Here is a 14797-nt window from a genome sequence, read left to right on the forward strand (position 1 = left end):
GATAGGCCCCTTTTTTCCAACCAATTCGATGAATTACTTTGATATAACGTGTCTGAGATTCGTTACATTTTCATTTCGCCTATATTTGCTCGTATAAGGTGTGTACGATTCGTTAGCTCTGACGCCTGTCCCTCATGGAGAATGATAATGCAGAAAATGGGCACGTTATATAAAGGAACATCAACCATGAACACGAAAAAGGGAGGACTGTACGATGACACAGAACAATCAACCTCAGGACGAGGCGGAAATTCGCAACAAGCTGGATGAAGACGGGGATTCCTTGATGGAGAAAAAGAAGATTCTAAGCGGAGTGGACATTGAGCCGCAGGCGGACGAATGGGCGGCGAAGCCATCACCTGTTGCTTTTAATGAAGGAACTACTTCTTCGAAAAAATAAACAATATGAGCATTATGTGGGCTTGATGGTATGAAGATAAATTTAGCGAAGCAGGTACCCTTATGGTATCTGCTTTTTGGTTGTATAATAATGTAAAATTAAGTAGACGAAAGAGTGATGGGGATGAGTACGGGTACGATTAACATCAGAAAGGCCGAAATGAGGGACTACTCTGGCGTGTCATTGTTGATGAATGAGCTACACCAGATGCATGTCGAGGCGCGCCCGGATATATACAGAGCGTTAGAGGCCAGAATGGAGGAAAAGGAGTTCACCGAACTGCTGGAAACGGACAAGCGTTACCTGTATGTTGCTGAGTCTTCGGAAACGGGCTTGATTCTGGGTTACGGGAGTGCGCAGTTAAGTATTATTCAAGATAACCCATTGATGGTGGATCGCAAGATGCTGTACATCCATGAACTTGTAGTTGATACCAAGCATCGGGGCCAAGGGACAGGTAAACAGTTACTACAAGCATTCATCGAGTTAGGGAGAGAGCTTCAGGCAGACAGCGTGGAATTATCCGTGTCAACGTTTAACTATGGGGCACAGGCTTTCTATGAACAGATGGGTATGGTCGTTCGCAGCAGCAGGATGGAGTATACCTTGTAAGGCAGGACCAGTAGAGTGAAAGGAACATTGGCATGGAGCGGAAGGGAGGTGCATGAAGAATATGGGAAGCGCTAATGAACAAGAACAACTGGGCCAGAATAGCATTCTGCAATCTACTGAGGATGTGGAATATCTTGTTCGCAGTGTGCAAAAACTGCTGGAAGAGCCTGACGCAGTAATACAATCTTGGAAAGCTGAACCCCTCAATCCAGGGCTACTTAATTTCACCACATCAGGTATTTATCGAATTCGTGGAATGGCTACCATAGTTGGAGCATCACTGTCATGGTCACTTATTTTGAAATGCATTAGACCGGACTCAGCAGAGAAGGAAGATGTTACATACCATAACTATTGGAAAAGAGAAGCAGAGATATTCTCATCAGGGCTACTCGATCATTTACCAGGGCGTATCATAGCTCCACGTTGTTTCGCTATACAGGATAGACCGGATCAAACCATTGGGCTGTGGATGGAAGATGTGTCTGGTCACTCGAAGTGTAATCATGTTTGGCCTCTGGACGATTGGGGTTGGATTGCGGAACGCATTGGTGAATTTCACGGAGCTTATCTCACGGGAACTTCACTACCCCAACAAGAATGGATCTGTCCGTATTGGCTCAAATCCTGGGTTAGGGGGTGTCGTCAGTATGCCCCTTCAATCCAAGAGCCTAAATTGGAAAGTGGACGTGGTGATGATGATACTGGAGCTAGAGGAAGGCATATCGGAGTAGGAGATTCTGTGAGGTATGCCTGTGGGGGAAGCAAACAGGAGCAGGCCCACTCGATCTGGCAGTGGTTCAACCAATATAGTGGGCAGATGGACAAGGTTATAAATTCACTAGACCCATTGCCACGAGTTCTATCTCATCAGGATCTGGCGCAAGGCAATATATTTATGCCATCAGAACGTCTGGACGATAGCGTACTTACTCTCATTGATTGGCAATTCATGAGTATTTCTGGCGTTGGTGAAGAGTTAGGAAAGCTATTTGGGGTTAACGCAAGTTTTGGGCACATTACAGCAGAAGACATATTTGCAGCTAAAGAGGAAGTGTTCAATCGCTATGTGCATGGACTTCGGACAGCAGGGTGGATGGGCGATGAAAGACTTGCAAGGTATGGCTACTGTGTCGCAGTTGCAGCTAGAAGTATGTGGGAAGTTCCTGAGTGGTTAAAATGGGTGGAGCAGTCATGTACTACTTCAGATATTAATGAGGAACTTGATCAGAAAATAAGTACCCGTGCCCGGATCATAACTATTCAGAAAGAGATGTCATCTGAAGCAGCTGAGCTGGCTCATACGTTATTTAATCAGGAATGAGCCAATCCATTTTCAACAAAATATCAGAATACTCTTGAATACCCCCATGGGGTATGTTACTCTTAGAAAAGAACGAAAGAAAAGGGGTGTTCATGATGGATCATCAGAGCCATCCCGAGGAACCTTTGCAATCCTCCAAGTCCGATTCAACGGAAGCTTTGGTTACAGTCCAAGAAGCAGTATCCTGTCATGCCGATGGTAGTGATGGGAAGCATGTGCGGAAGAGTCACCATTCGCAGGAGATGAAGAGTAACCTGGTTTCTCGTTTGAACCGTGTGGAAGGTCAGATTCGCGGGATCAAGGGATTGATCGAGAAGGATACGTACTGTGATGATGTGCTGACCCAGATTGCGGCGGCTCAGTCTGCTCTGAATTCCGTAGGCAAGCTTCTGCTTGAAGGCCATATGAAGAGCTGTATCGTTGAGCGTATTCAGGCTGGCGAACATGAGGTTGTGGATGAACTGCTGGTTACGATGCGGAAGTTAATGAAGTAAGTTATATCAATTTACTAGATCAAGTTATCATTTTAATATACCCCAAGGAGGAATTTACAATGTCTAATGTTACGTTGAGCGTTACAGGAATGTCTTGCAATCACTGTGTGAAGTCGGTTGAAGAAGCTGTGAAGAATGCTGGAGCGAGCGGTCAGGTGGATCTGGCAGCGGGAACGGTAGCGGTGGAATATGATGAGCAGACGGTGAACGTGGATCAGATCAAGGCTGCGATTGAAGATCAGGGGTACGATGTAGTCTAACCGAATCACAGGCTTAAACCGAACATGCTCATGGGCGAAAAAAGAGGTCAAAGGCCTTTCCCACGAGCCAGGTTTAAGCCTAATTTTCTGTCTAATATATACCCATAAGGGGTATGTTAATGCAATATACAATAAATTGAATCGATATGAAAGGAGCTGACATGATGGATAACTCAACAAGTAAACCAACGGACAGATCATCTGAACCCACACCAATGCCACCTATGGCAGACGCACCAGGACTAAAGACAACACTGCACATCACGGGGATGACCTGTGCTGCGTGTTCGACCCGAGTGGAGAAGGGCTTGTCCCGTATGGAAGGGGTGCAGCAGGCCAATGTGAACCTTGCCATCGAACAGGCAACCGTTTCTTATGATCCGAAGACAACCAACGTGAATGCATTGCGAGATAAGGTGGAAGCATTGGGCTACGGTACGGTGTCAGAATCCGTTGATCTGAACATCACGGGTATGACGTGTGCTGCTTGTTCTGCCCGGATCGAAAAAGGTCTTTCCCGACTGCCGGGGGTATCTCAGGCGAATGTGAATCTGGCGCTGGAAACAGGGCATATCGAATATGCCGCTGGTGCACTCAAACCTTCGGATATTACCGCCAAGATCAAGCAGATGGGCTACGGTGCTGAACTGCAATTGACGCAAGAAGAGACCAAATCGGTTCGTGAACGTGAGCTGCAACGCAAAAAGTGGAAATGGATGATATCTGCTTTGTTATCGATTCCGTTGCTCTGGGCAATGGTCGGGCATTTCTCGTTCACATCCGGAATCTATGTCCCTGAGCTGTTCATGAACCCTTGGTTCCAGCTGCTGCTGGCAACGCCGGTACAGTTCGTCATTGGGTGGCAGTTCTATGTGGGGGCGTACAAAGCACTACGTAACCGCAGTGCCAATATGGACGTTCTCGTCGCATTGGGTACCAGCGCAGCGTTTTTCTACAGTCTGTATCTGACGCTAACCAGTGGCTACTTACCTTCTACAACCATGGATCATGGGGCAATGGGAACGAGCACAGCCGCCATGCCTTCGGTAGAACTCTATTATGAGACCAGTGCAATACTGATTACGTTAATTTTACTAGGAAAATGGTTCGAAGCTGTGGCGAAAGGTCGCTCTTCACAGGCGATCAAAAGCCTGATTGAACTGGCTCCACGTGAAGCCCGTGTCATCCGGGATGGACAGGAAGTTATGGTTCCTGCCGCATATGTTGCGGTGGGTGACTTGGTTCTGGTGAAGCCGGGTGATAGCATCCCGGTGGATGGTATCGTTGAAGAAGGGCAATCCTCAGTAGATGAATCCATGCTTAGTGGAGAGAGCCTTCCCGTGGATAAAAAGCCAGGAGATCCCGTTACAGGTGCTACGCTGAACAAAAACGGGGTATTACGACTGCGTGCGACCCGAGTGGGCTCGGACACGGCTTTGTCTCAAATCATCAAAGTAGTCGAGCAAGCTCAGGGTTCCAAAGCACCGATCCAGCGGATCGCAGATGTTATTTCAGGCATATTTGTACCAATTGTTGTCGGCATAGCCGCGCTGACATTCCTGATCTGGTATCTGTTTGCAAGTCCGGGTGACTTCGCCGGTTCCCTTGAAAAAGCGATTGCTGTGCTCGTCATTGCCTGTCCATGTGCACTGGGGCTGGCAACGCCGACTTCTGTCATGGCTGGATCAGGACGTGCCGCTGAATATGGCATTCTGTTCAAGGGCGGCGAACATCTGGAGTCGGCACAACAGATTCAGACCGTGGTGCTCGACAAAACAGGTACAGTAACCCAAGGTAAACCGGTCCTTACCGATGTTATCACGGCTCCGAATTGGACGGAATCTGATCTGCTTGAGCGAGTGGGAGCGGCCGAACAGAGTTCCGAGCACCCGCTGGCAGAGGCGATTGTTGCAGGCATTCGTGCCAAAGGTCTGGAGCTAACCCCAACAGAGAAGTTCGAGAACATACCGGGATACGGCGTGCGAGCTTCAGCAAAAGGGCAGGAGATTCTGGTCGGCACACGCCGGTTGCTTGCGGATGCACAGGTGAATGTTTCTGAGGAAACCGTTCAGCAGATGAACCGTCTGGAGGAACAAGGGCGTACAGCGATGCTGGTAGTGGTGGATGGTCAGTGGGCAGGGATCGTGGCTGTGGCCGACACCATCAAGGATACCTCTCGTGAAGCCATTGGTCGTCTTCAGGCGATGGGGATCGATGTCATCATGATTACGGGAGACAATGAGCGAACAGCTCGCGCTGTAGCAGAACAGGCAGGGATCGGTAAAGTTCTGGCTGAGGTTCTGCCGGAAGGTAAGGCTGCGGAAGTGAAGAAACTTCAGGAGAGTGGCCTGAAAGTCGCTATGGTAGGTGACGGCATCAATGATGCTCCCGCACTCGCTACAGCGGATATTGGGATGGCCATCGGAACAGGAACGGATGTAGCGATGGAAGCGGCGGATATTACGTTGATGCGTGGTGATCTGAACAGTATTGCAGATGCGATTGAGATGAGTCGGCGCACGATGGGTAACATCAAACAAAACCTGTTCTGGGCCCTCGGATACAACGTTATTGGTATTCCCATTGCGGCAGTGGGCTTCTTGGCTCCCTGGCTCGCAGGTGCTGCAATGGCGTTCAGCTCCGTGTCGGTCGTATTGAATTCGCTGCGTCTGCAACGCATGAAGCTGAAGAGAAATGACTGACCGACCCATGTTTAATAATATATTCAACGTCTCATTGTAATGAAGTGAGGAAATCAATGCGCGGTTCGCTGCGGCGGACCGTGTTTTTTTGTTGAGAAAATACGGTTTGAATCGCCAGAAAGTAGGCCTGAAACGTTGCTATAAGTGTTCTCTTCTTTGGGAAAAGGATAGCATAATGCTCTTTTGTGAAAATGGATCGATTGTATTCATGAATAAAGCTTATGTTTTCTGAATATTTCAAAAATCAGTTGACAATATGGACATATTCACATAAAATTTAAACGATCGTTTGATTCAAACAACTGTTTAAATCAAATTAGAACTATTTTAGTAATGGAGGACACCTTTTATGTTGCAGGCATTACGTACATTGTTTAAAAAACCGCCAGTGATCGTGGGGATCGTAACAGCACTTATGTTCCAAGTGATCTTTAGCGTGATCTGGATGACCGCATATTCTGGAGTAAATGACCGTACGAAAGAACTAACGGTTGCGATTGTGAATGAGGACGGAGAAATGTCCAAAGGAATCGTAGATTCCCTCGCAGGAACACTGCCTTTCCACACCGTATCCAATCTGAGTGCGGCTGAGGCGTTGGATCAGCTGAATCATCACAAAGTACACATGGTGCTGGATATCCCGGCTGGATTTAACGAATTGCTTCAAACGGCTGGCTCAACCGCTGAGATTAAATACACCATTAATGAAGCGAACCCGGTTACGATTAAAAGCATGATGCAAGGTGTATCACAAAGTGTGACAAACACGATTAACAAACAAGCTACAGCACAAGGGGTACAGACGGTGTTGACCGCTTCAGGCGCACCTGCGGATCAGGCAGCTGAAGCCGCTACGAACCTCACTACCCGAGTGGAAGGAACGACAACGTCCATCAACCCGGTTAACGGGATGAATAATCAGATGGTGCCAATGATGATGGTACTGGCTTCGTATGTAGGGGCCATGATTATGGGGATGAATCTCCAGACAGCGATGGGCATGTTGTCCTCTACTTATTCCCGCTTGACTTTGTTTGGCGCCAGAGTAGTCATTAACGTGGGTTCCGCATTGGTCGTTTCCTTGCTGGGATCATCATTGATCGTGGCATTGGGCGGACAGATTGAACAAGGATTCGTCGCATTCTGGTTGTTCCAGGCGCTCTTCCTGTGCACGTTCATGTTCTTCTCCCAGTTCTTCCTGATCTGCTTCGGACCAGCAGGAAGTCTGTTCAACATCATCTCACTGTCCTTGCAACTGGTATCCTCCGGTGCAATGGTACCGCGTGAATTGCTGAACAGCTTCTATAGCGGCATTGGGCAGTACCTGCCTGCAACATACGCCGTTCAGGGTATTTTGAGCGTGCAATTGGGAGGCCCAGGAGTTCAGTCTGCTGCGGGCTCTATCGTGATTGTACTGTTGGTTGCAGTTGCTTTGTCACTGGTCGTGACATTGTTGAAAAAACAACGCATGCCAGCTGGGGCACCAAGCCCGGCTCAAGCGAACAGCTAATACAGCAGCTGTATAGGATGCATATCATTGCTTCATAGGATAGGACAAGCACCCCGATGATTTTCATCGGGGTGCTTGGTGTAATATAATAGACAGATAGAGTACCTGACTACAGCCCTTGAGCTGGAGCGAATGAAATGAACGGACAAGAGGGAGCGGGACGGAATGACGGAACCGGAGTTGGATATCAAAACGAGGATACTGCTTGCAGCCAAGAAGCTTTTTGCACAGCAGGGGTATGACGGGACGAGTGTTCGTCAAATCTGTGATGAGGCGGGTGCCAATGTATCGCTGGTCTCATACCATTTTGGCGGAAAAGAAAAGGTGTTCGAAGCATTATTCGAGCATTTTTTCCCTGGGCATATGATGAACTCGCTGGCGGAAGAGTCCATGTCCTCGCCTGTGGAAGGTATCCGACGAATTATTGGTGAAGTTGTGAAGTTCACGATGACGGACCGGGAGATGAGCGATATTGTGCAGCTTGAGATTACACTGCGTACACATCGCACAGCTACCGTATTTCGTTTTCTGGACCCTGTTTGGAGCCGAGTGAGGGAACTGCTGCAAGAAGGAAAAGACCAGGGATTGTTCCAGGTCGAGTCCGTGTCTTATGCGATGCTTCAGGTTATGGGTGTGGCTTTGGCGCATAAACGGGCCAAGAATTCACGATTTGGCTTTGATTATCAGGAAATGAATACAGACGAGCTCGCTGAGCAGACGATTGAGTTCGTACTTCGAGGATTGGGAGTGAACAGCCATGAATGAAACGATTGAGTTGATGATGAAACACCGCTCTGTACGCAAATTTAAGCCAGACCCGGTGAGTGATGAGCAGCTTGCAGCCATCGTAGCGGCTGGGCAGATGGCTTCCTCTTCAAGTAGTGTGCAAGCCTATACCGTAATTGCTGTGACGGACTTGGAGCAGAAAGCCGAGCTGGCTGAATTGGCAGGCAATCAGGCCTACGTCAATGAATGTCCTGTGTTTCTTGTATGGTGTGCTGATCTGTATCGGCTGAGTGATGCTGCGAAACGTCATCTTCCTGAGAAGGAATCGTATGCCGATTCCACAGAGAATTTCATGGTAGCCACAATTGATGCTGCACTGGCTTCCCAGAATGCTGCTCTTGCAGCAGAGTCACTTGGCTTTGGAATCGTATATATCGGCGGGCTTCGTACCCGGATTGAGGAAGTAGCCGAGTTGTTGGGATTGCCGGAGGGCGTATATCCGGTGTATGGCATGTGCATTGGTGTTGCAGATCAGGAAACGGGAATTCGGCCACGTCTGCCACTGGATGCAGTTCTGCATCATAATCGTTATAATGCCGAGCAGAGCATCAAAGGTGTTGAGCAGTACGACGAGACAACGACGGCGTACATGAAAGAACGGACCAATGGTGAACGAACGACCCCATGGTCCGAACTGATGGCGAAGCGCCTGACTGAGCCAACACGGTTGCAAGTGAGACCATTTCTGGAAGGCAAAGGATTTTTGAAGCGTTAAGTTATATTATGAATTAGAAGTCAGTCGGGGCGCAGCCGACTGGCTTCTTTGTGTTTTGTTGTAAAGTGCTGTGTTGGCACGGGCAAGCGAGAGTACTTGCGTCTACCAGATTGTAATCAAGTTAAGCCGTAGAAACGCTTCGTATTCTGATAAAAGAGACGGGCGGCCCGCTCGGTTCCCATGCCAGTGATTTCACTCCATGCCTGGATGACCTGTCTGGTCATGGCCGGGTGTGTCATTCGTCCCTGAAATGGTCCTTCGAAGGGCCAAGGTCCGTCGGTCTCGGCCATCACTTGTTCGGATGGATATTGCCGGGCGAGTTCACGAATCTCTTCTTCATACCGAATATCTGGCGTGAAGGAAATGAAATAACCATTGTCCGCCATGCGCCTTATGGTTTGGTGAGATCCTTTGAACCAGTGGAAGTGAGCACGTCGGAAATGATACTGCTCCAGCAGATCACAGACGATATCCGCATCTTCGTATACCGCATGAAGGACAAGTGGTTTGTTATGCTTTTTGGCGAGTTGGATGAAACGTTCAAGTAGTTCGATATACCCGCTCTGATCGAAGTGCTGTCCTGCCTGCTCCGCTTCCAGACGGTTGTAATAGGGAAGCCCAACTTCTCCTATGGCTATGGCTTGTCCCATATGCTTCTCAATCCATTGGAAGAACAGGTCCATTTCTGCAACGGAGGGCAGTTCCTGTTCCGGATGGAAACCGAAGGCCGGATAGATGGTGCGTGGATGTTGCTTTGCAAGCTCCAGATTGGCCTGGGCAGAAGCAAGATTCATGGACACGGCAATGACTGCTTCGACTTGCTGAGACTTGAATGATAGCAGCATCTCACGTTGTTCGTCAGGTGTATACTGATCGAAGTGAATATGAGCATCAATTAAGGGTGCGAAAGCTTGAGCATGCACGAGGGAATTCCTCCTTGTGTTCATTTATATTTTAACTATGTTACGCAGAATTCCTTATGGTGGATCACCCATTAAAGGAAAATAATAACTTAAAAACCCGCGCTATTATGATAGGCGGGCTTTCTGCTGTTCTTCTCTCATCCACTGTGCAATCTGCCGTTTGCGCTCAAGGAATGCGGATTCCTCCGTAATTTCTTCTCGTCTTGGGCGATCAAAAGGAATATGAACCTCATGCAGCACCGTTGCAGGTCGGTTGGATAATACATAGACCCGATCCGCAAGCAGCAATGCTTCTTCGATGTTGTGGGTGATGAACAGCACCGAGCGGCGGTTCTGTTCCCAGATATCGAGCAGCCAGCGCTGCATGTCGCTACGTGTCAGTGCATCCAGCGCGCTGAAAGGTTCGTCCAGCAGCATCAGTTCCTGCGGACTGAGCAGGGCACGCAAAAATGCAGCACGCTGCTGCATTCCGCCCGACAGCATATGAGGATAGGCCTGCTCGAACCCGGCAAGACCAACGCTGCTTAACCACTTTCGAGCCTCTGTAAGTGCTTCGGCCCGAGGAGGAGCGCTTGAAGCTACTTCACCAGCAAGCAGTACATTGTCTTCAATGGTACGCCATGGGAAAAGAGCGGGCTGTTGCGGCATATAACTGATCTTGCCACGTTGGCCCGTCACATCATGACCATTCATCAGCACTTGCCCTTCCTGTGGATTCAGCAGACCGCCGATGATATGGAACAGGGTGCTTTTGCCGCAACCAGAAGGCCCAACGATAGCGACAAACTCACCTTGCTCCACAGTCAGGGACAGGCCGTTCAGAACCGATAACCTGCTCCGTCGTTCGCGGAATGATGCATGCACATTAACAACGTCCAGTGCAGGTGGAACCAGAGCAGGAGTAGCATTGGCAGGTTGATCAGGGGTAGCCGAGTGAAACTTTTCACCATGCTTGGGCTCCATTACGCTTGCTCCTCCTCTAGGCAGGACTTGTGCGTCCTGTTGTCGATTCATATGATCATCACTTCCTAATATACAGATTACATCTTTACTACCGCTTCTGTGGCCGCCAGCGCACGAGCAGCTTCTCCAGCAGCGCAATGAGCAGGAAGAGCAGCAAGCTGAGCGCGACAATAATCATGATTGCCACGAATAGACGATCGGTGCGATAAGCCGACTTTTGCAGCATCATATAATAACCAATACCCTTGTCTGCACCAATCCATTCGGCAATGATGGCACCCATCACGCTATAGGTAGCGGCGATTTTGACACCGGAGAACACGGATGGCAGGGCATGAGGAAGCTCCAGCTTCCAGAAGATCTGGTGACGTTTCGCACCAGCCATGCGCATATAGTTCATCATCGCCGCGTCGGTACGGGTCAAGCCGTCCATGGCCGCCACTGCGACAGGGAAGAAGCAGACCAGGATGATGGTAATCAGCTTGGGCAACAGCCCGAATCCGAACCAGATTAACAGGAGCGGCGCCAGCGCGATGGTCGGGATATTTTGACTAAGAATAAGTAAAGGATACAAGGCTGACTTGAGAAAAGGGACCAAATGCAGCACCATCGCAATCAGCAATCCGACCGCTGTGCCAGCCGCGAATCCGATCAGCGTTAACTGAATGGTTGCGGAGGCATGCATGCCAAGTCGCTCGGCCTGGGATGCTGCTTCGCGGGCGATATCGGACGGTGCTGGCAGCATCCATTTCTCAATATGGAACAGGGAGACAGCTCCCTGCCATATTGCTATAAAGAGAATAACCGCCACAAAGGGCGGCCATACACTTTTGAAATAGGCATGCATTAGCGATATTTCTCCGTCAGGGTGTCCATACTGAAGCCGGTTGGGCTGTGGGCGATTTTGATCTGAGAGATGATGCTTGGGCTGCCAGCCTCCACGAGTACCTCGTGCATTTTACGGACAACCTCGAGCAGTTCCTCCAGTTCCCCCTCCATCGTGGTGTCGAGCGCGTTCACCTGATACTTCAGGCCAGATTGCTGAATAACTTCAATGGCGCGATCTACGTAAGGATAAGAATTCTCGCCATTTGGCGTTTTCGGAATAACCTGAATGCTAAGTAGTGTGCTTGCCATGAGAGTCACGGCTCCTTTCGGGTTAAATTGCATGATTTGAACTAGATCACACTTATCACTTCGATTGCAGTATCCTCTTACGATCACTGTTATCCCCGGATTTCTTTAATGAATTTTAATGGAGGAAATCCGGGGATAGCATATGCTTCCGATGCAGCTTTCTTTCAGAAAGCTTTTAGGCGAACACTATGTTCTTTAGATGGATTCTACACTCTTCGTTCTTGTGTACATAAAGGTCAACTTAACAGTTAGATTATTATTGGGGTAAAAACTCGTTCGTATATGCTTTGCTCACATCGATCTGTTCATCGAGCAGTTTTTTGCTAAACATCCAGTCGGTGTAGTTCTGCCATACTTCTTGTTTTTGTTCTCCCCAGCGCGGGGCGTCATCCGTGTACTTTGGACTAAGCCACTTCTGGCTTGCCAGTACCAATTCCTTGTCCAGATCCGGTACAGCTTTGATTAGAATGTTCGCTGCGTCTTCGGGATGATCAATCGCATATTGATATCCTTCGGAAGTGGCTTTCAGGAATGCTTTCACCAGCTCAGGATCGTTCTGAATCGTCTGCTCGTTCGTTACGAGGACAGGCGTGTAATAATCCAATGCATCTGAATAATCCTTCACATATAACATGTCGATCGGTTCCCCGCGCAGTTCGGCTTCAATACCCGTCCAAGCGTAGAAAATCCACGCGAAATCAATGTCCCGTTTTACTGCGGTAAAAAAGTCAGCGTCACCCATGTTAATGTTTTTCACTTTGGATACATCAGCTCCGTCGCCTTCCATAATGGATTGCATTACGGCTTCTTCAACAGGGGAGCCCCAGCCGCCATAGGTTTTACCTTCAAAATCTTTGGGTGACTTGATATTCCGATCCGCTGGAGCAGCGAACCCGGATGTATTATGCTGAATAACTGCTGCAATGGAGACGAGTGGAACACCCTGTGTGCGGGCTTGAGTTACACTCTCCTGATAGCTTACACCAAAAGGCACTTCATTCGATGCAACCATCGTATCTGCGCCTCCGGTACCTGGTTGAACAATCTCCACGTTCAAGCCTTCGGCCTTGTAAAAACCTTGATCCACGGCCGCATACAGGCCGGTATGATTCGTATTTGGTGTCCAGTCGAGCACCACTTTAATATCTTTCAGGGCGGCAGTGTCACCTTCGTTGCTGCTTTCCGCATTCGTGCTGCCGTTCTGTTCTGTCGGGGCAGCTTCTTTGCCGCCACATGCGGCTACCGTCACCAGTAGTACACATAAGAGCAACAGTCCCATTGTTTTACGCCATTTCATCTGTGGTTCTCTCCTTCGGTATGTCCGGCCGATTGGCACGGGGTACTCCTTGGCTTCATATCCAATCATCTTGCATAAATCGACAGATTTATACCAGTTGAGATCTGGATGACGTTATTTTTTATTCAAAAAGAACATCAAAAAGCGCCCCGTAATCCGGGACGCGTGCAGGCGTTAGAGAGGTGGCGTTCAGCCATAGGGCTGTGCCATTTCGATATACTCCGATTCCTACGCTGGCATGATCCAGATCAGGTCTAAGGGTTAGTATCTTGGTGGGATACACTCTCAGCCGGCCAATTCCGACTCCCCTGGGAAACTATGAAGTTACGGGCATTACTAGGTGTAATTATAGGCCAGCAGGTGGACCGTGTCCAGTCAGGAACTGGATGGGGACACGTATGAAGTTATCAAACAGGCCGTTATATATATGTATAACAGCCTGTTTAAATGTGTTATTTTCAATAATTTATCGTGGTGAATCATATAAGGAAATCTGGCTGAGTGCAAAAGCATCGGATTTCGGGTCATAACCTACCTGTTTCTGAGTGGTTTCCAGATTCAATCGTTTAAACCTATTATTCGAGATCCCATGCAGTATGGTGAAGGGCTCCAGATCGGTAGCCGTAATTGCTTTGAACATCAAATCACACAAGTCAGCCGGACTAATATACGCGCTCATATCCCTTGCCTCCAGCACTGGTCCGTCCGGTTGAAAATCATCATATGCACCTATACGTATTGCTACACTTTGTAAACCTTCGGTATACGCAAAATAGGAAGCGAGCGATTCTCCAAAACATTTGCTAACTCCGTTCAAATTCCGTGGGCGTGTCGGCATGTCCGGATAGACTTGAGAATCAATAGGATACCCCTCGATCGTCTGTGCACTGCTTGCCAGAATGACTCTCTTCACACCTTGGTCCTTAGCTGCACGGAATACATTAAATGTACCTTTGATATTGATGTCCAACAACGATTCATAAAACCCTGCATGCGGGGAGGGGTCTCCAGCCAAATGTACAACCACATCTATGCCTTCGCAAGCATGCTGACAGGCTTCGGGATCTGTCACATCCAGTATCATGATCTCATGGCTGGTCCCTTGATACGTATGCAGTCTGTCGATATTCAAATCTGTTAGTCGCAGGTGAAATGCTTCTGACAAGTGTTGGGACAAGTCACGTCCAATTTTTCCGGCTGCGCCGGTAATTAAAATGTTCATAAATCAGCTCCAATTCTTAGCGCTGGAAGAACTCAATCCATTCCTTTTCAGGTCCATAGATGAAGAAATAACGGTAACCGTTAGGCAGTGTGATAATCTCTCCATCGATAAATTCGGCTTCGGTGGCTTGGATGCGTTTGTACTCAGAATCAAGATCATCCACGTGGATGGCAAAATGGTGCACGGTTCCTTCGGCCGGCAGCTTGTCGCTGTATCCTTGAATTAACTCAATTTCCGTCTCATGGCTACCATTGAAGCCGAGAAAGGCAAGCTGAATGACGCCGTTGGTATGCGTCACCCGGTCTTTCAATTCCAATCCAACAACCTCCGTATAGAAACGGAGTGTGGTCTCCAGATCACGAACGGCAATGCCGACGTGGTCAATGCGTTTTTGAAAACTCATAATCCAATTCCTCCTTATGTATTGAATGTTTCTACCATTTTAAGGGATA

The 14797-nt window shown here is 48.6% G+C and carries 16 protein-coding genes and 1 riboswitch; of the genes, 9 read left to right on the top strand and 7 right to left on the bottom strand.

What is annotated here, in order from left to right; genetic code table 11:
- Positions 1-214: 214 nt before the first annotated feature.
- From OM416_RS23380 to nfsA, 9 genes are all read left to right on the top strand, one after another.
- Positions 215-400: a hypothetical protein gene (locus tag OM416_RS23380; RefSeq protein ID WP_264933488.1), complete on the top strand. Its 186-nt coding sequence runs from the start codon at positions 215-217 to the stop codon at positions 398-400.
- Between the two features lie 123 nt (positions 401-523).
- Entirely contained in the window at positions 524-1012 is a 489-nt protein-coding gene (locus OM416_RS23385; RefSeq protein ID WP_264933490.1) for a GNAT family N-acetyltransferase, read from the top strand.
- A 52-nt stretch (positions 1013-1064) separates the two neighbouring features.
- Positions 1065-2336, top strand: a complete 1272-nt coding sequence (locus OM416_RS23390) for a phosphotransferase (RefSeq protein WP_264933492.1) — start codon at positions 1065-1067, stop codon at positions 2334-2336.
- Positions 2337-2431: 95 nt separating this feature from the next.
- Positions 2432-2830, top strand: a complete 399-nt coding sequence (locus OM416_RS23395; RefSeq protein ID WP_264933724.1) for a metal-sensitive transcriptional regulator — start codon at positions 2432-2434, stop codon at positions 2828-2830.
- Between the two features lie 59 nt (positions 2831-2889).
- Positions 2890-3090, top strand: a complete 201-nt coding sequence (locus tag OM416_RS23400) for a copper ion binding protein (protein WP_169480867.1) — start codon at positions 2890-2892, stop codon at positions 3088-3090.
- A gap of 215 nt (positions 3091-3305) precedes the next feature.
- The gene (locus OM416_RS23405) at positions 3306-5792 is read left to right on the top strand and encodes a heavy metal translocating P-type ATPase (protein ID WP_413775822.1); all 2487 of its coding nucleotides are present in this window, start codon (positions 3306-3308) and stop codon (positions 5790-5792) included.
- A gap of 349 nt (positions 5793-6141) precedes the next feature.
- The gene (locus tag OM416_RS23410; protein WP_264933512.1) at positions 6142-7302 is read left to right on the top strand and encodes a YhgE/Pip domain-containing protein; all 1161 of its coding nucleotides are present in this window, start codon (positions 6142-6144) and stop codon (positions 7300-7302) included.
- Positions 7303-7467: 165 nt separating this feature from the next.
- Positions 7468-8067, top strand: a complete 600-nt coding sequence (locus OM416_RS23415; protein ID WP_264933513.1) for a TetR family transcriptional regulator — start codon at positions 7468-7470, stop codon at positions 8065-8067.
- Positions 8060-8803: an oxygen-insensitive NADPH nitroreductase gene (gene nfsA, locus OM416_RS23420; protein WP_264933515.1), complete on the top strand. Its 744-nt coding sequence runs from the start codon at positions 8060-8062 to the stop codon at positions 8801-8803. Before OM416_RS23415 ends, nfsA begins: the two co-directional genes overlap by 8 nt.
- 116 nt (positions 8804-8919) lie before the next feature.
- On the opposite strand, the gene OM416_RS23425 is transcribed toward nfsA, so the two are convergent.
- From OM416_RS23425 to OM416_RS23455, 7 genes are all read right to left on the bottom strand, one after another.
- Positions 8920-9750 (bottom strand): TatD family hydrolase, encoded by an 831-nt coding sequence (locus OM416_RS23425; protein ID WP_264933517.1) that lies wholly within the window; start codon positions 9748-9750, stop codon positions 8920-8922.
- An 81-nt stretch (positions 9751-9831) separates the two neighbouring features.
- A complete protein-coding gene (locus OM416_RS23430; RefSeq protein WP_413775823.1) occupies positions 9832-10689 on the bottom strand; it encodes an ABC transporter ATP-binding protein in 858 nt (285 codons plus the stop codon).
- Positions 10690-10777: 88 nt separating this feature from the next.
- Positions 10778-11536: an ABC transporter permease gene (locus tag OM416_RS23435; RefSeq protein WP_264933521.1), complete on the bottom strand. Its 759-nt coding sequence runs from the start codon at positions 11534-11536 to the stop codon at positions 10778-10780.
- Complete coding sequence (locus OM416_RS23440; RefSeq protein ID WP_017690996.1) at positions 11536-11826, bottom strand: MTH1187 family thiamine-binding protein; 291 nt, start codon at positions 11824-11826, stop codon at positions 11536-11538. The genes OM416_RS23435 and OM416_RS23440 overlap by 1 nt, the downstream gene beginning before the upstream one ends.
- A 256-nt stretch (positions 11827-12082) precedes the next feature.
- Positions 12083-13123 (bottom strand): ABC transporter substrate-binding protein, encoded by a 1041-nt coding sequence (locus OM416_RS23445; protein ID WP_264933527.1) that lies wholly within the window; start codon positions 13121-13123, stop codon positions 12083-12085.
- 207 nt (positions 13124-13330) lie between these two features.
- A riboswitch (TPP riboswitch) is annotated at positions 13331-13443 on the bottom strand.
- A 146-nt stretch (positions 13444-13589) separates the two neighbouring features.
- On the bottom strand, positions 13590-14345 hold the full coding sequence (locus tag OM416_RS23450; protein WP_264933529.1) for an NAD-dependent epimerase/dehydratase family protein: 756 nt from the start codon (positions 14343-14345) through the stop codon (positions 13590-13592).
- A gap of 16 nt (positions 14346-14361) precedes the next feature.
- On the bottom strand, positions 14362-14748 hold the full coding sequence (locus tag OM416_RS23455; protein WP_264933531.1) for a VOC family protein: 387 nt from the start codon (positions 14746-14748) through the stop codon (positions 14362-14364).
- Positions 14749-14797: the final 49 nt, after the last annotated feature.

It is taken from the genome of Paenibacillus sp. LS1, from assembly GCF_026013365.1.
Classification (GTDB): Bacteria; Bacillota; Bacilli; order Paenibacillales; family Paenibacillaceae; genus Paenibacillus.